The sequence below is a fragment of the Chitinophaga ginsengisegetis genome, from assembly GCF_900168065.1.
GTDB classification, from domain to species: domain Bacteria; phylum Bacteroidota; class Bacteroidia; order Chitinophagales; family Chitinophagaceae; genus Chitinophaga; species Chitinophaga ginsengisegetis.
On record NZ_FUZZ01000006.1, the window covers coordinates 410642 to 429283 of the forward strand.

General features: G+C 46.3%; 13 protein-coding genes and 1 tRNA gene. 10 read left to right on the top strand and 4 right to left on the bottom strand.

Annotated features, from left to right (window positions below):
• The first annotated feature begins 53 nt into the window (after positions 1–53).
• Positions 54–4079, top strand: a complete 4026-nt coding sequence (locus B5Z18_RS30985) for a DEAD/DEAH box helicase (protein WP_079473443.1) — start codon at positions 54–56, stop codon at positions 4077–4079.
• A gap of 1 nt (position 4080) precedes the next feature.
• Here B5Z18_RS30985 and B5Z18_RS30990 read toward each other — a convergent pair whose 3' ends face one another.
• Positions 4081–4839: an SDR family NAD(P)-dependent oxidoreductase gene (locus B5Z18_RS30990; RefSeq protein ID WP_079473444.1), complete on the bottom strand. Its 759-nt coding sequence runs from the start codon at positions 4837–4839 to the stop codon at positions 4081–4083.
• A 10-nt stretch (positions 4840–4849) separates the two neighbouring features.
• A complete protein-coding gene (locus tag B5Z18_RS30995; RefSeq protein WP_079473445.1) occupies positions 4850–6568 on the bottom strand; it encodes an IlvD/Edd family dehydratase in 1719 nt (572 codons plus the stop codon).
• Between the two features lie 229 nt (positions 6569–6797).
• Here B5Z18_RS30995 and B5Z18_RS31000 point away from each other — a divergent pair, with 229 nt between their 5' ends.
• The 6 genes from B5Z18_RS31000 to B5Z18_RS31025 all read left to right on the top strand — a co-directional run bounded on the left by B5Z18_RS31000 (position 6798) and on the right by B5Z18_RS31025 (position 12841).
• Positions 6798–9572 (top strand): outer membrane beta-barrel protein, encoded by a 2775-nt coding sequence (locus B5Z18_RS31000; protein ID WP_079473446.1) that lies wholly within the window; start codon positions 6798–6800, stop codon positions 9570–9572.
• Positions 9573–9576: 4 nt separating this feature from the next.
• Positions 9577–10353, top strand: coding sequence for a GLPGLI family protein (locus tag B5Z18_RS31005; protein WP_200817397.1), 777 nt, complete (start codon positions 9577–9579; stop codon positions 10351–10353).
• Between the two features lie 23 nt (positions 10354–10376).
• Positions 10377–11183: an AraC family transcriptional regulator gene (locus B5Z18_RS31010; RefSeq protein ID WP_079473447.1), complete on the top strand. Its 807-nt coding sequence runs from the start codon at positions 10377–10379 to the stop codon at positions 11181–11183.
• Between the two features lie 69 nt (positions 11184–11252).
• Positions 11253–11702 (top strand): VOC family protein, encoded by a 450-nt coding sequence (locus B5Z18_RS31015; protein ID WP_200817398.1) that lies wholly within the window; start codon positions 11253–11255, stop codon positions 11700–11702.
• A 104-nt stretch (positions 11703–11806) separates the two neighbouring features.
• Complete coding sequence (locus B5Z18_RS31020) at positions 11807–12073, top strand: hypothetical protein (RefSeq protein WP_079473448.1); 267 nt, start codon at positions 11807–11809, stop codon at positions 12071–12073.
• A gap of 252 nt (positions 12074–12325) precedes the next feature.
• The gene (locus B5Z18_RS31025) at positions 12326–12841 is read left to right on the top strand and encodes a hypothetical protein (RefSeq protein ID WP_079473449.1); all 516 of its coding nucleotides are present in this window, start codon (positions 12326–12328) and stop codon (positions 12839–12841) included.
• 57 nt (positions 12842–12898) lie between these two features.
• On the opposite strand, the gene B5Z18_RS31030 is transcribed toward B5Z18_RS31025, so the two are convergent.
• Complete coding sequence (locus B5Z18_RS31030) at positions 12899–13333, bottom strand: acyl-CoA thioesterase (RefSeq protein WP_079473450.1); 435 nt, start codon at positions 13331–13333, stop codon at positions 12899–12901.
• Positions 13334–13523: 190 nt separating this feature from the next.
• Between B5Z18_RS31030 and B5Z18_RS31035 the strand changes: the two genes are divergently transcribed.
• Positions 13524–13611: transfer RNA gene (locus B5Z18_RS31035), tRNA-Ser, on the top strand.
• A 124-nt stretch (positions 13612–13735) separates the two neighbouring features.
• On the opposite strand, the gene B5Z18_RS31040 is transcribed toward B5Z18_RS31035, so the two are convergent.
• Positions 13736–14524 carry an SDR family oxidoreductase gene (locus B5Z18_RS31040; protein ID WP_079473451.1) on the bottom strand — a complete coding sequence of 263 codons (789 nt, stop codon included), beginning with the start codon at positions 14522–14524 and terminating at the stop codon, positions 13736–13738.
• Between the two features lie 96 nt (positions 14525–14620).
• Here B5Z18_RS31040 and B5Z18_RS31045 point away from each other — a divergent pair, with 96 nt between their 5' ends.
• Together B5Z18_RS31045 and B5Z18_RS31050 are read left to right on the top strand one after the other, a co-directional pair.
• Positions 14621–14971, top strand: a complete 351-nt coding sequence (locus B5Z18_RS31045) for a winged helix-turn-helix transcriptional regulator (protein WP_079473452.1) — start codon at positions 14621–14623, stop codon at positions 14969–14971.
• Between the two features lie 699 nt (positions 14972–15670).
• Positions 15671–18640: a SusC/RagA family TonB-linked outer membrane protein gene (locus tag B5Z18_RS31050; RefSeq protein WP_159454497.1), complete on the top strand. Its 2970-nt coding sequence runs from the start codon at positions 15671–15673 to the stop codon at positions 18638–18640.
• Positions 18641–18642: the final 2 nt, after the last annotated feature.

Sequence of the window (18642 nt, forward strand, 5' to 3'; positions counted from 1 at the left end):
AACAGGAAAAAGGTTGTCTGCCCCGCAAAATATTTTCAGCTACTTTTGCTGCTATGGTCAATGAAAGTTTCTATTCAGAACAATATGAATCACAGGAAAGGGATACCCGGCTGGTAATGGACGTAATGTCTGTGTACCTGTACCCACTGGAAACATTTACCATTACAGACGCTGTGAACCGCGTGGAAGAAATGAAGGGCACCAGGGTCAGTGAAATATTGAAGCACCTGGTAGCTGCAGGACTGGCCATTAAAAATGTAACAGGCAATTATTCCCTGGTACCGGAAATGAATTTTCTGTTGTTCCCGGTAAATATAAAACAGCCGGCTTATTCGGCGTTGATGGAAAGGACAAGGCACGCCGTACATGCATTTTACAGCATGAGCGCCCGTTTGCAGGATCTGCAACAACTGCTCACTGCTTATTTTACAGGCGACCGTTTCCTGTTGTCGCCGCCGGTAAGGAAACTGGAAATGGAGCTGGATGAATATCAGCCTTATTTGCCTTACCTGTTGTATTTCCCCGCCTACGCAGAACTGTTGCCTTTTTTCAGCCAGGAGAGCCTCGACCGGATGGTATCTTTTGCCTTAAAATATAACCTGCTGAAAATGCCGGCGGTGGAAGAACTGGAGAGTTTTCGCAAGCAATATGGCGCGGATTTTCCTGAGCTGTCGCTGTTACAGGGCCATCTCGATTTGCCTCCGGCAGATAAAACTGCAGATGACCTTTATGCACAGGCCGTGATATTATTGTATAGCGGACAACCGGCAAAAGCACTGACAACATTTGAAAAGGGGATCAAACGTCAACGGCAGTACGATAAAAAGAATACGATGCCGCTGTCGCCGTTGTTTGCTTTTTATTACGCATTCACGCTGGCTGTATTGCCCGGTGAGCAAACGAATCCGCTGATCACTAAAATTGTGACTGCCTATGAACGCAAGCTGTTCCCTGCCATCACCCCGGCCGTTTGTTTGCTGCATTTTCATGCGGGCCGTAAGGAGAAAGGAGAGCAGCTGTTGCTGCTGATACTGGAAGGCAACGAAAGCAACCTGCTGAGTTACCTGTCGGTATTATGTTTGCAGCTGTTGCATCCCAAAAGTAAATTGTTACGCACGTTTAGTACCACCACTGCGAGATTGCTGGCGCTGGGCATGGAGCGTCACTACCGGTTACTGACCTACGAATATTTATATTTATTTAAGGGAGATGATTACCAGGGATATGAAAGCATGTTCCTGGAAGCCGGCGCCATTGCCATGCACCCGCCGGTATTTTCCCAGATGGAGCAAACGCCCGACTGGGAGCGGTTATTAAACACGTTGCTGGGTGCTGATACACATCTCACAAAAAAAGAAAAAAATGTAGTTGCTTCCCGGTTAATTTACCTGATAGACTTCGACCGGTATAAGATTCAGCCGGTGTTGCAAACATCCCAGGGCAATAACACCTGGAGCAGCGGCCGGAATGTGGCATTAAAAAAACTAAAGGAAGGAAAGGCGGAAGCCATGACAGAACAGGATTTCAGGATAGGCGCCACTGTACAGAAAGATCATTATTATAATTACGACGGAGAGTCTTATTCTTTTGCGGAAACGGTATGGGAAGAAATTGCCGGGCATCCGTTGTTATTTTCTGCAGATGATATCACTATTTCTGTAGAAATTATAAAAGCCCAACCGGAGCTGAGCGTTAACAGGTCCGGACAGGGGTATACTTTCAGTGCTAACGTAGACGACTATATCAGTGAAACCGTTTTTGTAAAAGAAACCAACACCCGCCTGAAGATCATCCACCTCACCGCCCAGCAGCGACGCCTGTTGCAAACATTACAGCAGATCCCGGTAGTGCCGGCAGCCGGTAAGGATAAACTGATCCAGGTGCTGAAGAGCCTCGGCGCGCACCTAACCATCCACGCGGATATGGGAGACATTGCCACCAATATCAGCCGTCGCCCGGCCGACAGCCGTATTGTGATACAGCTGCTTCCATTGGGAGACGGACTGAAGGCCGGTATTTACGTGAAGCCATTTACCAGCGATCCGCCGTATTGCAAGCCGGGCATTGGCGCGCATAATATTATCGGTATCAGCAACGGGGAACGCTGGCAGGCCATCCGTGACCTGGCAAAAGAAAAGAGTAATGTAACTACCCTGCTGAACCTCATCCAGGGGGCAATAGAACAGGATCTTTCGGATGATACCATCATTTTTGAAGATCCGCTCGACTGCCTGCAACTACTTGAAATTATTCATCACCATCCCGAACTGGTGCGGGCGGAGTGGCCGGAAGGCGAGCGCTATAAAGTGAAACAACAGGCAGGCTTTGCACAGCTGAGCATTTCACTGAAAGAAAAAGACCACTGGTTTATGTGTACCGGTGAATTAAAAGTGGATGAAATCACCGTGCTGGCGCTGAAAGACCTGCTGGATACCACCCGCACCGTGAAGAAGCGGTTTATTGCTCTGCAAAACGGGGAATATCTCGCATTAACCGGCGACTTACGCCGCCGGCTAAACGAAATGGCCAGCGTAGCTAATATCGATCGCAATAATATAACCATTCAGCCGTATGCCGCGCCGGTGCTGGATGAATTACTGGAACAGGCAGGCAGTGTAACCACAGATGCGGCATGGAAAGCCTTCTCCCGTAAACGCACTACTGCGATGGAACTGGCCGTAACGGTGCCGGTTACACTCCAAACCACTTTACGCCCGTACCAGGAAGAAGGCTTCCGGTGGATGACACACCTGGCCGCGTGGGGAGCCGGCGCCTGCCTCGCGGACGACATGGGACTGGGGAAAACCATCCAGGCTATTGCGTTGCTGCTGCACCGCGCACCGGATGGCCCGGCACTGGTTATTTGCCCGGCCTCCGTGGTGAGCAACTGGAGCAATGAGATCAGCCGCTTTGCGCCTTCCCTGAATGTGGTATTCCTGCATAACGGTCACCGCGCAAGCCTGATTAAAGGCGCCGGCGCTTTTGATGTGGTGATCACCACTTACGGTTTACTTCAAACAGAAGAAACATTGCTGGCCGCTGTGAAATGGCCTACACTGGTACTCGACGAGGCACATACCATCAAGAACTTCCAGACAAAAACATCCAAAGCGGCGATGTCGCTGCAGGCAGGATTTAAACTCATGCTAACGGGAACGCCTATACAAAATCATATGGGCGAGATCTGGAACCTGTTTAACTTCCTCAATCCCGGGCTGCTGGGCACACTGGATCACTTCAACAAGCAATTTGTTTTCCCGTCTGTAAGGAACCCGGAGAGCACAGTAAAGCAACACCTGAAAAAACTGATCGCGCCTTTTATATTGCGGCGTACCAAAACAGGCGTGCTGGATGAATTGCCGCCTAAAACCGAAATTGTAAAGCTGGTGAGCTTATCACCGGATGAAGCGTCGTTTTATGAAGCATTGCGGAGGAAGGCGCTGGAGAATATCAAAGCGCAGGAGGGTAGTATGGCGCAGCAGCATATCCGGGCACTGGCAGAAATCAGCCGGTTGAGGATGGCGGCCTGTAATCCGCGGCTGGTGGATGTTGAAACCGATATTCCATCTTCCAAATTAATGGTATTCCGGGAAATTGTGGAAGAACTGGTATCCAACAATCACCGGGCACTGGTATTCAGCCAGTTTGTAAAGCATCTCGACCTGGTAAGGGAAGCGCTGCATCAACTGGGGATTACTTATCTCTATCTCGATGGCAGTACGCCGATATCGCAACGGGATAAGCTGGTAAAAGATTTCCAGGCAGGCACGGGGCAGTTGTTCCTGATCAGCCTGAAGGCGGGCGGACTGGGACTTAATTTAACTGCCGCCGATTATGTGATTCATATGGACCCGTGGTGGAACCCGGCTATTGAAGAGCAGGCATCTGACAGGGCGCACCGCATCGGGCAAACCAGGCCGGTAACCATTTACCGGCTGGTAGCGCAATATACTATTGAAGAAAAGATCATTGCTTTGCATAACAGCAAACGGGATCTGGCCGATCAGCTGCTGGAAGGCAGCGACCAGGCTGGTAAGCTCAACGCTAAAGAATTGCTGGAGCTGATCGCAGAAAGATAGTTCAGAACGGCGAAGGACTGATACTGGTCCAGCCGCCATCAATGATGAGGCTTTGCCCGGTAATATGCCTCGCCTGGTCGGATACCAGGAACAGCGCAGCATGGGCAATGTCCTGCGTATAAGCAGGGCGTCCCATAGGCGTGAGACTGGACCAGATCTGTTCATAGGAAGGATCGTCCAGCGTGCGTTCCGTGAGGGTAGCGCCGGGAGCAATGGTGTTCACCGTAATTTTAAAAGGAGATAATTCAATCACTAAATTTTTTGCCAGCATTTCCAGCGCTGCTTTGCTCATACCATAGGCGGCGAGATCTTTGTGCGCCTGGTGGCCGGTTACCGAGGACGTGAACAAAATAGCGCCGCCCTGTGGCTGTTGTTTCATTTGGTTGGCAGCGGTTTGCGCCAGGAAAAAAGTACCACCCAGGTTCACCTGCATCACGCGGTTAAATGCTTCAGGCGTATAGGTAAAGAAGTTGCCGAATAAAGTGATGCCGGCGTTGGCAATTACAATGTCCAGCCGGCCGAATTGCGTAACAGCCGTGTTTACCATTTGCCGGATAAAGGCAATATCACCAGAGTCGCCGGGCATGGCTATACATTGCCCCTTTGCGGCAGTAATGGCGCTGGTAGCCTGTTGTGCCAGCTGGGCATCAATATCATTCAGGATAACAATAGCACCTTGTAAAGCCAGTTGTTTGCTTATCTCAAAGCCGATGCCTTGTCCGGCGCCGGTAACAATCGCTACTTTATTTTCAAATGTCATAAGCCGTTTTTTAGTGTGAGTCCCTGGTAACTTCGCTGCCGGAGCTGCCTTTGAGAAAGTCGAGGTCAGCGCCAAGATGCGCCTGCTCTACGTGTTGCTGGTACAGTTGTACATACCCTCTTGTGGACTGTGGATAAAGCGGTTTCCACGCGGCTTTCCTGCGGGCAATTTCTTCGGGAGAAATAGCTGCTTCCAGCCGGCGCTGGTGTACATCCAGCGTAATAACATCGCCATCGCGGAGAATGGCGAGGTTCCCGCCGGCAGCGGCTTCCGGCGATATATGCAATACTACGGTGCCAAAGCCGGTACCACTCATCCGCCCGTCGGAAATGCGTACCATGTCTGTAATCCCTTTGGCCAGCAGCTTTGCGGGCAAGCCGAGGTTGCCTACTTCAGGCATGCCTGGATAGCCTTTGGGCCCTACGTTTTTAAGTACCAGCACACTGTTTTCATCCACATCCAGTGCGGGATCATCGATCCGTTTTTTGTAATCGTCGATATCCTCAAATACGATTGCTTTGCCGGTATGCTGCATCAGGTGCGGACTTGCGGCAGATGGTTTGATCACTGCGCCCTGCTCGCAAATATTTCCTTTCAATACCACGATGCCTGATACTGCATTGAAGGGATCATCCAGTGATGAAATTACTTCTTTATTATAGCTGACAGCATTGGCGTAGTTAGCGCCGATAGTTTTGCCATTGGCAGTAATACAATCTTTGTGAAGATGTTCCAGCAGGGCGTTGATCACAGCTGGCAGTCCGCCGGCGTAGTAAAGATCTTCCATAAAATAACTGCCGGAGGGCTGTAAATTGGCAATCAGCGGGATGTTGGCAGAAAAGGTATCCATGTCCTGCAGGTTCAGCTCTATGCCTATCCGGCCTGCGATGGCCAGCAAATGGATCACAAAATTGGTGGAGCCGCCGATAGCAGCATTCACCCGGATGGCATTTTCAAAAGCTTCTCTTGTAAGGATATCCGTTAAGCGCCTGTTTTCCCGTACCATTTTTACGATCTCGCTGCCCGACAGCTGTGCCAGCACTTTGCGGGCGGCATCCGGCGCGGGAATAGCGGCGTTTTGCGGAAGGGACAGTCCCAGGGATTCCACCATACAGGCCATTGTAGAGGCAGTGCCCATTACGGCGCAGTGGCCATCACTGCGGCACATACCTGCTTCTGCCATAGCGAGTTCTTCATTGGTCATCCTGCCAGCCCTTACATCATCACTAAACCGCCAGATATCGCTGGTACCAATACTATGGCCGCGGTGCCTACCCGTGAGCATAGCGCCGCCCGATACCACAATGGTGGGAATATTTACGCTGCAGGCGCCCATCACCAGCGCCGGTGTGGTTTTATCGCAACCGCATAGCAGCACTACGCCATCTATAGGATTGGCGCGGATAGATTCTTCCACGTCCATGCTAACCAGGTTACGGTACAGCATAGCAGTGGGCTTGATGAGTGTTTCTCCTAACGACATTACCGGGAACTCCAATGGATAACCACCGGCTTCCAGTACACCGCGTTTCACGGCTTCTGCCAGTTCCCTGAAATGGGAGTTGCAGGGCGTAAGTTCCGACCAGGTGTTGCAAATTCCTATTACAGGCTTGCCTTCCAGCTCATGTGAAGGGATGCCCTGCTTCTTTAACCAGGCACGGTAAATAAAACCATCTTTGCCATCACGGGCAAACCAATTAGCGCTTCTTAGTGAGTTTTCGTGCTTCATAACGGGAGTGGATATTTTAAAAGATACAATAAATTATGGATTTCAAAAATGAACATTGCCAGATTTTGTTATCATATGACGGGTTATCTTTTTATTAATATTCTTTCTCTACATGATAAGTAGGTTATCCATTTAACAGATGTTTATCACACATGGCAACAAAAGTTCAATTTTTATTATGGAATTTTAATTTCATAGCATCTGTACACATAACCTGTATAATCCACAAATGAAGAAACTATCCGGATTGATTCTCGGTATGGTCATTGCCCATTGCTGCCTGGCGCAGCAAGCCACTGTTAAGGGAAATGTATCAGACACACTTAATCATGTGCAGCTATCCAATACCGTAGTGGCACTGCTTCAGGCAAAGGATTCCATCTTATATAAATTTACCCGGAGTGATGAAAAAGGACATTTTGAATTAAAGCACCTGCACCCAGGAAAGTATTTACTATTGATCACCTATCCCGCCTTTGCAGATTACGTAGAGCCTTTAACGTTATCAGATACCTCCGCTGTGCAGCTTAATAATATTATGCTCACACTGAAATCCCGTTTACTGCAGGAAGTAGTGATACAGCAAAAGGTAGCCGCTATAAAAATGAAAGGGGATACCACGGAATTTAATGCAGACAGCTATAAAACGGCTGCCAATGCCTCTGTGGAAGAGCTGCTGAAAAAACTGCCGGGTATACAGGTAAATGGCAAAGGACAGATTACGGCGCAGGGTGAAACGGTAAAGAAAGTGTTGGTAGACGGGGAAGAATTTTTTGGAGATGATCCTACACTGGTCACCAAAAACCTGCGGGCGGATATGGTGGATAAAGTACAGCTATACGATAAGAAAAGCGACCAGGCCGCCTTTACAGGTATCGATGATGGAGAACGATCGAAAACGATTAACATCCAGCTGAAGGAAGATAAGAAACGCGGTTACTTTGGCAAAGTAGCCGTAGGCGCCGGGGATAACGGTTTTCACGATAGCCAGGCGATGTTGAATGTATTCCGCGGCAAGAAGAAACTGGCTGCTTTTGGCATCGTGTCCAACACCGGCAAAGTAGGACTCGACTGGGGCGACCGGGAAAAATTCGGCTCCGGCAACGGTGATATCTCCTTTAACGACGATGGCGATGTAGAGCTTAGTTTCCAGGGCGATGACCTGGACAGCTGGGATGGCCGCTATGGTGGCGATGGCTACCCACTGGTGCAAACCGGGGGATTACACTATTCGGATAAGTGGGACAGGGACCGGCAAAACCTGAACGCCAACTACAAGCTGATGAAATTATATATTGACGGGAACAGTGAAAGCATGTCACAGAATATCTTACCTGATACCATTTACTATAATCATTCTAAAGAATATTTCAACAACAGTATCCTCCGGAACCGCGTTAATGGCAGCTATGAGCGGCAACTTGATTCCAGTTCTTCTATCAAACTACAGGTAGATGGCGGCCTGGATCACAAAATATCCAATAGGTTCAGCAACAGCGGAATGGAAATGAATGATATGATCGTGAACCGGGGAGAGCGTAAAACCTCCAATATATCGGACATTGGCAGCATGAACGCCAACCTGTTGTGGCGTAAAAAACTAAAGAAGAAAGGACGCACCCTATCGCTGAGTCTCGCGGAGAATTATTCACGAACCACCGGGGAAGGAATGCTGGACGCCTATACAGAATATTACAAACAGGGTAAGATAGATTCTGTACAAAATACAGATCAGCTAAAAACCACTAATAACGAGAGCATCAGCATTGTGAGTAATCTTACTTACACGGAACCATTGTCTGTAGCCTCTTCGCTGTTGTTCAACTATGGTATTAATATAGATAATAATCATTCTAACCGGAACTCTTATAACCAGCAGACCGATGGGAAGTATACCGCCCTGGATTCTTTATACAGTAATGATTATGCATTTAATATATTAACACATAAGGGTGGTATCAGTTACGGATATACGAAAAAGAAGATCCGCATTAACATAGGTAGTAATGTAGGCCTTACCAGCTTCAGCCAGCAGGATATGTTCCGGAAGAGCAAGGTAGAACGTGATTTCGTTAACTGGTATCCCCGGGCAATGTTCCGGTATAGTTTTTCGCAGCAGCGGCGCCTTACCTTTGAGTATAACGGTTATACCAGTCAGCCGGGCATCGGTCAGCTGCAGCCTATCCGCGTGAATGATGATCCGCTCCACCTGCAGATTGGCAACCCTGCCCTGAAGCCATCTTTTAATAATAATTTCAGCATTAATTTTAATGATTATAAGGTAATGACTAACAGGAGTATCTGGGCCTCTGTAAGGTATGAATCTACCACTAATGCCATCAGCGACCGGAGCGTGATTGATACTTCGGGGGTAAGTACCAGTCAGGCTGTGAACGTGAATGGAAACCGGAACGCGAATTTCAACCTGTATATAGGTTGGAAAATTAATCCATGGGATATGAGAGTAGGAGGCAGGGCCAACGGGGGGTTAAACAGGAATGTAAATTATGTGAACGGCCTATTGAATACTACTAATTCTTCCAATTTAGGATTAGGCATCAACCTGGGAAAGTACAAAGACAAAAAGTATGAATACTCCCTGGAAACAGAGGCGAACTTTAACAACAGCGTATCTTCTGTGGATAAAACTTTACGGACACAATACTGGACATATAATATTTCGCCTAACCTGAGTTTTTTCCTGCCGCTTAAATTTGTGCTGCATGCGGATCTGAACTATAATATCCGGCAGAAAACACCGGTGTTTGCTACCAACAACAATGCCGCTATCCTGAATGCCTATGTTGCAAAGAAGTTTGGAAAGAAGGAGCTGGTGCAGATCAATTTTTCCATGAGTGATATCCTGAATCAGAATATCGGCTTCAACAGATCGGTGGCAACCAATACGATCAGTCAGCGGACATACAGCACCATTGGCCGGTACGGACTGTTGTCTTTTATCTGGAACTTTAACAAATTAGGCGCGGCCGCTCCAAAAGAATAGTGTTATGAAAAATATCATAATGAAAATTCGTGTACTCCTGACCGTTATACTGTGCGCTGTTGTTGTTTTATCAGCACAGGCACAGCATACCACTTTTTTGCAACAGGGGCGGATAGAATTTGAGAAACGGGTAAACCTGTTTGCCCGCATGGATGAAATGAGTAAGGGAGAGGATAATTCGTGGACCGATATGTTGAAAAAGGGGATGTCGCAATACCAGGTCACTTATTTCGATTATTCATTTTCACATCAAACTTCCCTGTATAAACCTGGAAGGGACAATCCTGACAATAAGAAACCGATATGGGAATCGGCCCCGGCCGAAGTGAACGTGGTATATTCCCGGCTGGATAGTATGCAGAGTATTTCACAGAAGCAGGTATTTGAGCAGATGTTTCTTGTAAAGGATTCTATGCGGCAGATCCGCTGGAAGATCACGGATGAAACCCGTAAAATCGCCGGGTTTGATTGCCGCCGTGCCAATGCGGTGATCATGGACTCTATTTACGTGGTGGCCTTTTATACCGATGCTATTGTTACGCCCGGCGGACCGGAGTCGTTCAGTGGTTTACCCGGTATGATCCTGGGAGTGGCCCTGCCACACGAGCATGTTACCTGGTTTGCCACCAAAGTGCTGATAGACGATATAAAAGAAGAAGCGCTGAAACCTCCCGTAAAAGGAAAGCCGGTGGACAATAAAGGGATCCGCGAATCCGTTTCAAAAATACTGGGCAAGTGGGGGAATTATGGAAGCGCGTATATCAGGGCAATTATGTTATAATTGCAGAATGATCCGGGCAGATGATGAAAAACAGTTCCCACATATATACACCAGTACAGCCGTTTGCAGTGCAGCCGGAGGGAGGAGTCGTTTACCGGGAGTTTTTACCGGATCTGCGGTTGCGGGAATACATTTACTGCTATTGGCAGCTTAAAACCACCTGCCCGCTCACAGCGCCTTTTCATTACCGGGTGGTGGCCGATGGCTGTATGGATATTTTTTTTGAACTACACGATCCCAGGCAGAGCTTCATTATGGGATTCAGCGACGCTTATACCTGTTTCCCGCTGGAAGGGGATTTTAATTATGTAGGTATCCGTTTTTTGCCGGGCATGTTTCCCCGGTTGTTTCCATTGAATGCTGCTGAGTTAAGTAAACAGACCACCACGCTGGAAGAGGTGGCGCCGGCTATTACCTGTTTTTTGACAGGTCGCTTTCATGAAGAAATGAAGGAAGAAGAGTTGCGCCCCCTGCTGGATGCCTTTTTGCTGGATCATATCGCCAAAAAAGTATTGCCGGCGGATAATCGCCTGCTGGAAGCCGTGGATCTGATCATTCAGCATTCGGGTGTTATCAGTATTGAAAAGGAACTGCCGCCAGGGATCAGCTCCCGCCAGTTGAGGCGCCTGTTTGAATTTTATATTGGAGATACACCCAAGGCATTTAGTAAAGTGGTGCGTTTTCAGAAGATATTACAATCTACCCATTATCCCCATCATATCCGCAGGAACAGAGCTTACCTCGATGCCGGGTATTACGACCAGGCCCATTTTATCAGGGAATTTAAAACGCTTTATGGCCTTACCCCGGCTAAGGTGTTTGGTAAATAAGTTGTCCGTTTTTTACAATTTTTGTTCTCCCGGCTGTCTTAGTTTTGCTGTTATAAAATTGAAAAGTGTATGAAAAGATGGCTGTTATTGTTTATTTTCTTCTTCTTTATATCCAATATTTATTCACAGGCAAAACCCGGTAAAATGAAACTGAATGCAGGAATTATTACAGCTAAACTAGCGGAGAGTAAAAAATTTTATACAGAGATATTGGGATTTGGAGTGTCCTTTGAGAACGAATTTTACCTGTTGCTGCATACACCGGATAAGCAGGCGGAAATCAGCTTTTTATTGCCGGAGCATGCGTCGCAGCAGCCTTTGTTTAAAACGGCTTTTAATGGTAAGGGCGTGTACCTGACCATTGAGGTGGAGGATGTGGACAAGGTGTATGAAGCCATTAAAGCTAAAGGAGTGGACATTAAGATAGCGATCCGTAATGAGCCGTGGGGCGACCGGCATTTTGCCATACAAGACCCTAATGGCGTGGGTATTGACGTGGTAACTTATTCGCACCCCTGACGCCGTTAACATAATTTTAAGTTAATATAATCTTAAAGGATCCCCGACTGGCACTATACAGGAACCATTTTTGTTTTACCAGGGTTAACCAAAAAATTTTAACCATGGCAAAGCAAAGCAAGGACACAGTAAAACAAGAAATCCAGGTATTGGCAATTGGCAACTACAAAAGTTATCCTGATGATTACGAAGTAGCACCTGCCACGGTTTCCCAGAATATTCAGTCATTGGCGAAGGGTTATTGGGACAGCCGGGAATATAAAGAAGTAGAGCGGGATGAGCGACTGGGCATCCATTTGGAAGATTATCAGCATTGGACAAAAGAAGCATATGATGCATTTATGAAATCCAATCAACAGTCCATGAACTAGACCATTCACCGTTTTTTCAAAAAAGGCAGCCTGAAAGTAACCGTTTTCTGGCTGCCTTTTTTATTATTTAATGCTTACTGCAACCATTTCTCCCTGAATATTGTTTATATAAGACGGTGGATTCACTGCCATAAATGTAGTGGGCACTACACCTGCTTCTTATTTTACTACACCGTTCCGAGCTGGTGTTCGTAACCCCCTGAATACATAGGCTTGTGGCTGAACCTGCCATTAATCCTAAATTTTCAGTGCATGAAAAAGCTTATCTGTTTGTTCATGATCCTGGGTGCAGCCTGGCGGTTAACCGCCCAAATTACGCCAGCTGTAGCTGTATTGCCAACTGAGGATCTTGTAACACAAATCTTTGGCAAAAACAAAGAGTCGTTGTTGAATGACTTTTTAAAGATTTCCCCTTTGGAAGAACGGGCGTTTCAATCTGCATTCCTTGAGTATGAAACGGAGAAGAGTCCGTGGTTGACGGAGCGTATTGCTTTACTGAAGATGTACAACGAGGAATTTTCTTCTATTGATGAGAAGAAGATGAATTCTCTTACCAGGCAGTTTATTAACAATGACCTGGAATTCGGACGTTTGCAAATGCGTTATTTCCGGAAGTTCAACAAGCTGCTGGGCGCCACCAGGGCGGCCAAGTTCTTTCAGCTGGACAATTACCTGGAGCAATCGACGAGGGTATACCTGCAGAACCAGCTGCCTTTTATAAAAGAGCTGGAATCTGATAAACTGGCAAAACCACTTACGGCGAGGTAGCGGATGATGTTTTACCCGGGATTAACCTGTTTCTGTTTTAATCCCGGGTATAACAATCTATGGTTCTTCTACAAAATCTTCACTACGCGGTATGGCTTTGAATTTCTCCATGAGTTCAGGGGGAAGTCCTGTAAGCTTGCGCTTACGGGTATCTATCCATGCGCCGTCTACCAATACAGTAGCGGATTTGGTGCCATCGCCCCGGAAAATTTCATGTTTAATGGACCAGCGGGAGCCATCGGCCCGGCATTTGGTCATTTCACAGCTCACGCGCACTTTGTCGTTAGGGCTGATTTCCCGGTGGTAGAACAGCTCTTCCCGGAAAAGAATGGGCCCCAGCTGTTGCTGTATAAAATGAACCGCGGTAAGTCCTACCTGTTCAAGGAGACTAAGCCTGGCCTGTGCGGCAAAGTCGGCATAGGCCGAGTGGCGCAGGTGCATATTAGCGTCTATCTGTGACCATAGTACTGGTCCTTCAAAGAATATGTTCATACTTAAATTTACGGAAAAGTGGTGTAAAAAAGCCGGTCCAAACAGGCAGGAATTATACCTGTAACGGCTATACGTAAATTGTGCTGGTAGCCGGATGTCTGCCAGGGGGCTACTTCTTAACGAAATTTTTCTAATAAAAAAAGCAAAACAAATTTTTTTAGAATCAATTCGTTTTATACTTTCGCAGCCTGGAGAGTTGGCAGAGCGGTCGATTGCGGCAGTCTTGAAAACTGTTGACTGTAACAGGTCCCGGGGTTCGAATCCCTGACTCTCCGCCAGCAAAAAGAGGAAGAATTAGTAATAATTCTTCCTCTTTTTGCATTAATGCGTCTGTTTTTTTCTATTTGTTCATAGAAAATGTGTCGAATCCCTCTGAGTTTCAATAGGTCGAAATGCCTTTTTTTACAAACTCAGGAACCATTTAGTAGTTTCAATCCTTGAAGCTTCCGGGCCAATCTCAAGACGCCTTGAATAGATTTGCTGTGCCGCTTTGCCGGCAGGATAGCGCAGCTGGTCCTTTCCGTCAGTTGCAGCACTAAAAATAACTTCCGCGATGTTTATGGGTTCACTGGATTGCTGTATGCTGCCGAGCATCTTCTGTATTACGCCATCGTATAAAGAATGCGAAACTACATCGGCAGCGGTAAATAAATTAGTTTTCGTTGCATCCGGTGAAACTGTTTTAACACCTATACCAAACATTGATAATTCAATGGATAAGCATTCGCTTAAACCTTCTAACGCCCATTTGGTGGCGTTGTAGATACTGCTTAGCGGAAAGCCTGTAAGTCCGGCCGTAGATGTGGTATTGATAAACAATCCCGCTTTCTTCTCCCTGAAATAAGGTATAAATGCCTGTATGACTTTCAATGGCCCCAAAAAATTAATGTTAACCTGCTTTAATACCTGTTCTTCATTAACAGCTTCCACAGGGCCAAACAAGCCATGACCGGCATTATTTAATACAACGTCAATGTTGCCTGACGAAATTGCCGATTGAACCGTTGACTGAATTTGTGCATTGTTAGTAACGTCTAAAGGGAGAATGGTCACATTTTCAAGCATTGTCAGCTCCGTTTCCTTTTCCGGTGTTCTCATGGTGGCTAATACCTTCCAGCCTTTAGCCTGAAATAATCTTGCAGTTGCTTTGCCGATGCCTGATGAAGCACCTGTAATAAATATTGTTTTCATATTCTTGATTTTTCGTGAGTATCAAAAATAGACCTGAGAAAGTATATATTTGATACCTGTATCCAAAAGGATACTTAATCCTTTTTTAGTACTCCTATGACACAAAAAGACAATGAAAAGCATTTTAAAGAAAAGATCAAAGCCATACAGGACACCATGTTTGTACTAGGCGGCAAATGGAAGTTACCGGTTATCCTTTCGATTTACAGTGGTAACAAGCGTTTCAATGACATAGCGGGGTCTATTCCCGGCATCACCAATCGTGTGTTATCTAAAGAGCTAAAGCACCTGGAGGAAAATTTACTGATTAGAAGAGACGTGATAAACGACTATCCCGTAAGGATCGAGTATACTATTACGGATTACTGTTTAACTACAGAAGAAGTGGCAGCTCCATTAGAAAAATGGGGCAAAACCCATCGGAAAAAGCTCCACGGAAAACTATAAGTTCAATTATCAATTTAAAACAGTTTTTACTTCAAGGCCTGAAGGAATCCATTTTTGAAACTGTAATAACTCGCTCTCTCCGCCTCACGGCACAAAATCGAACCACTCGATCAGTGAAGTTTTTTATTGGGATAAGGCATCAGGCTTAAACAGCTTCCAATGTTCCCCGGACACGGCCTCGGTTGTGCCGTCTACTGCTTTGATAGCACGCTGGTCGTCTATTGCGTATACAGGAAAAGGTAGTTTTAGATGTTGTAACCTACACACAAATACCATTGGGGCTTAAATATTTTTTGTTTTGACCGCTTATTTTACCCCGGCAATACTAATTTTATTGTATATTAATTACGGTTTGTTCAGCAACTTTAGCCTGGAATTCCTGAAGACCCGATCCACGATTATTTGAAAACCTTTAGTGACAATGTAGTAAGCAACCAAAATCTAATGTAACAATCTGATAACATGATCTTCTGTTAATTCAATAACAACATTTTTAGTTTTATGGCCTGATTTGCTTTTGAGGAGCTGCCATAAATTTATTTTAAAACATCACTTTAACGAATGCTAATGCCACCGGCTTAGTGTAGCCCGTCTTTTAATCAATAATAACGACCAATTATCACTAATTAAACAAACAAATCACTTAAAGATTGCTTTATGAACAAAATCTATTATCGTAGGTTTTCATTACGATTTCCTGTGAAACTCTTGACTGCCTCCCTATGCTGGGTAGTATGCCTGTGCATCGCCTTTTTACCGGCGGTAGCGCAGGACAAATTCAGGGTTCAGGGCAGGATTACAGATGACAAAAATCAGCCCCTCCCGGGTGTAAGTATTTCTGAAGCAGGTACGCGCAATGGTGTGGTATCGGATGTAGAGGGAAATTATCGTTTAGAAGTTACCAATGGTAACAGTACCCTGCATATTGCATTTGTTGGGTACGAAAGCAAGGATGTAAATGTAAATGGAGTGCACAGCCTCCATGTATCTTTGCAGGCGCAGCTAAAACAGCTGAATGATGTGGTAATCACAGGTTATGGTAAAACCAGTAAAAAGAATGTGATCGGCGCTATCAGCTCCGTCAGTTCAGGAGAATTTACACAGGGTGTAATTGCCTCTCCGTCGATGTTACTGCAGGGTAAAGTACCTGGTTTAACGATTACAAAAAGTGGTAACCCCAACCAGAATCCCAGCGTAATACTGAGAGGGCCATCGACCTTGCGCAGTGGGGCCCAGGAACCGTTTTACGTGATTGATGGTGTGCCGGGTGCGCCTATCGATATGGTGGCGCCGGATGATATCGCAAGCATCGACGTTCTCAAGGATGGCGCTTCCACTGCTATCTATGGCGCCAGGGCCGCCAACGGCGTAATCATGGTGACTACCCGCCGGCCCAAAGCGGATCAGCTGCGTATTGCCTATAACGCTTATGTTGGCCTTGAAAAAGTATCCAAACGACTTGAAGTACTTACCGGTGATGAATTGCGGAAATACCTGGCAGATAATGGCCAGGCACTTGCCGCTGTTAACAACAATGTATATCCCGGTACCACTACACCGGTAAATACCGACTGGCAAAAGGAAGTACAACGCGATGCCGTTTCTCATAATCATAACCTGTCGCTCATGGGTGGATCAAAAAGTACTACCTATGGTTTTAGCGTCAACTATCTCGACAACCCCGGTATCATCGAGGGTTCATCGCTGAAGAGAATGGGGTTACGTGCCAACATCGATCAGCGAGCATTTAACGACCGTTTGCGGCTTGGAGTGAACATTTTCAACTCGTCTACCACACAAAACAATGTGCCCGACGCAGTATTGTCGAATATGCTTAACTACCTGCCTACCGTATTGGTAAAACAACCTGACGGAAGTTTTACGGAAGACTATGCCGGTAATATCCGCGGTAGTAATAACCCGGTAGCACTCATCGCCAACAACAGCGACGAAACAAAAATCAACAAGTTCCTGGGTAATGGTCTTGCTGAAGTGAAAATACTCCCCGGTCTTACTTATACACTGAGCCTTTCCACCCAGCGTGAGCAGGTAACCAGAAATGTGTATTACAACAGTTTGTCCGTACTCGCGAAAGGACTCAACGGTAAAGCTACCCGCCTGGCCTGGACCAACACCCGTAACATCATTGAATCTTATTTTAACTATGATAAAACGGTTGGCAAACATAACTTTAAGGTATTGGCTGGTTACTCCTGGCAGGAAGACCATAATGGAGATGGCTTTGGCGTAAGCACACAGGGATTTGGCAGTGATGCACTTTCCTGGAATAATCTTAGCCTGAGCAACCCGCCTCCGGGCACCGTAGTATTCGATAACTCTGCTACCAGTACGCTTACCACCCTGCGTTTGATTTCTTACTATGGCAGGATCAATTACCAGTATGCAGACAAATATTATTTCCAGGCATCGCTGCGTAATGATGGTTCCTCTGCTTTTGGTAAAAACAACCGCTGGGGTTATTTCCCGGCAGTATCAGCAGGATGGCGTATCAGCCAGGAACCGTTTATGAAAAAGAACGACCTTTTTGATGACCTCAAACTCAGGGTGAGTTATGGTGTGTCCGGTAACTCGCTGGGCTTTGATCCGTTGGCGGCGCAGCTACAATACAGCAACACAGGCCGTTATTATGATAATGGTAACCTGATCAATGCCATCGCTCCTGTGCAAAATCCTAACCCCGATCTGAAATGGGAACGTACCGCTATGTTCAATGCCGGTATCGACTTTGCCATCTTTAAAGGACGACTGAGCGGTGCAGTGGACTACTACGATAAACAAACTTCAGATCTTATCTGGAACTACCCGGTATCTACCACTCAATACATTACCACCACGCTGCTGGCAAACGTTGGTAAAGTAAGTAACAAGGGCGTGGAAGTAGTACTGAATGCAGAACCGGTAAGCAATAAAAATTTCTCGTGGAAAACTTCCGTCAACGTATCACATAATACCAATAGCATCAGCGCACTTTCCAGCGGACGGTTTACACTGAAGGACATTCCTACTGCCATACTTGGTGGTAAAGGACAGTCCGGTAACTGGAGCCAGAAAATCCTGGAAGGACAACCCATTGGTACATTCACGCTGTTCCATTACCTGGGGAAAGATAAAGATGGCGTATCTACCTATCAGAAGGCAGATGGTACAGTTACTACCTCGCCAAGCATCGGCGACCTGATGCAGGCGGGCAATGCGCAACCCAGCATTAACTACGGATGGAGCAACACCTTCACCTATAAGGGATTTGACCTGAATATCTTTATCCGCGGGGTATCCGGCAATAAGATACTCAATGCTACCACCGCGGCATTGAACACGCCAACAGATGCGAAAATGACCAACATCCTGAAATTTACAACAGGGGAATCCTATAACGACAAGAACTCTTTCCTGATCTCCGACAGGTTCCTGGAAAATGGTTCCTATCTGCGTTTGGACAACCTGACACTGGGGTATACTTTCAAGATTAAAAGTAACTACATCAGTAAACTACGTATATACGGTAACGTTAACAATGTATTTACTATTACAGATTATACAGGCATAGACCCTGAAATTGATCTTGGTGGCCTTACACCAGGTATTGACGCCAGGAACTATTATCCTAAAACCCGGTCATTCATTTTTGGTCTGAATGCCATTTTTTAATC

Coding starts and splice junctions, on each gene's coding strand:
- B5Z18_RS30985 (WP_079473443.1), top strand. CDS start 54: ATGGTCAATGAAAGTTTCTATTCAGAACAATATGAATCACAGGAAAGG.
- B5Z18_RS30990 (WP_079473444.1), bottom strand. CDS start 4,839: ATGACATTTGAAAATAAAGTAGCGATTGTTACCGGCGCCGGACAAGGC.
- B5Z18_RS30995 (WP_079473445.1), bottom strand. CDS start 6,568: ATGAAGCACGAAAACTCACTAAGAAGCGCTAATTGGTTTGCCCGTGAT.
- B5Z18_RS31000 (WP_079473446.1), top strand. CDS start 6,798: ATGAAGAAACTATCCGGATTGATTCTCGGTATGGTCATTGCCCATTGC.
- B5Z18_RS31005 (WP_200817397.1), top strand. CDS start 9,577: ATGAAAAATATCATAATGAAAATTCGTGTACTCCTGACCGTTATACTG.
- B5Z18_RS31010 (WP_079473447.1), top strand. CDS start 10,377: ATGAAAAACAGTTCCCACATATATACACCAGTACAGCCGTTTGCAGTG.
- B5Z18_RS31015 (WP_200817398.1), top strand. CDS start 11,253: ATGAAAAGATGGCTGTTATTGTTTATTTTCTTCTTCTTTATATCCAAT.
- B5Z18_RS31020 (WP_079473448.1), top strand. CDS start 11,807: ATGGCAAAGCAAAGCAAGGACACAGTAAAACAAGAAATCCAGGTATTG.
- B5Z18_RS31025 (WP_079473449.1), top strand. CDS start 12,326: ATGAAAAAGCTTATCTGTTTGTTCATGATCCTGGGTGCAGCCTGGCGG.
- B5Z18_RS31030 (WP_079473450.1), bottom strand. CDS start 13,333: ATGAACATATTCTTTGAAGGACCAGTACTATGGTCACAGATAGACGCT.
- B5Z18_RS31040 (WP_079473451.1), bottom strand. CDS start 14,524: ATGAAAACAATATTTATTACAGGTGCTTCATCAGGCATCGGCAAAGCA.
- B5Z18_RS31045 (WP_079473452.1), top strand. CDS start 14,621: ATGACACAAAAAGACAATGAAAAGCATTTTAAAGAAAAGATCAAAGCC.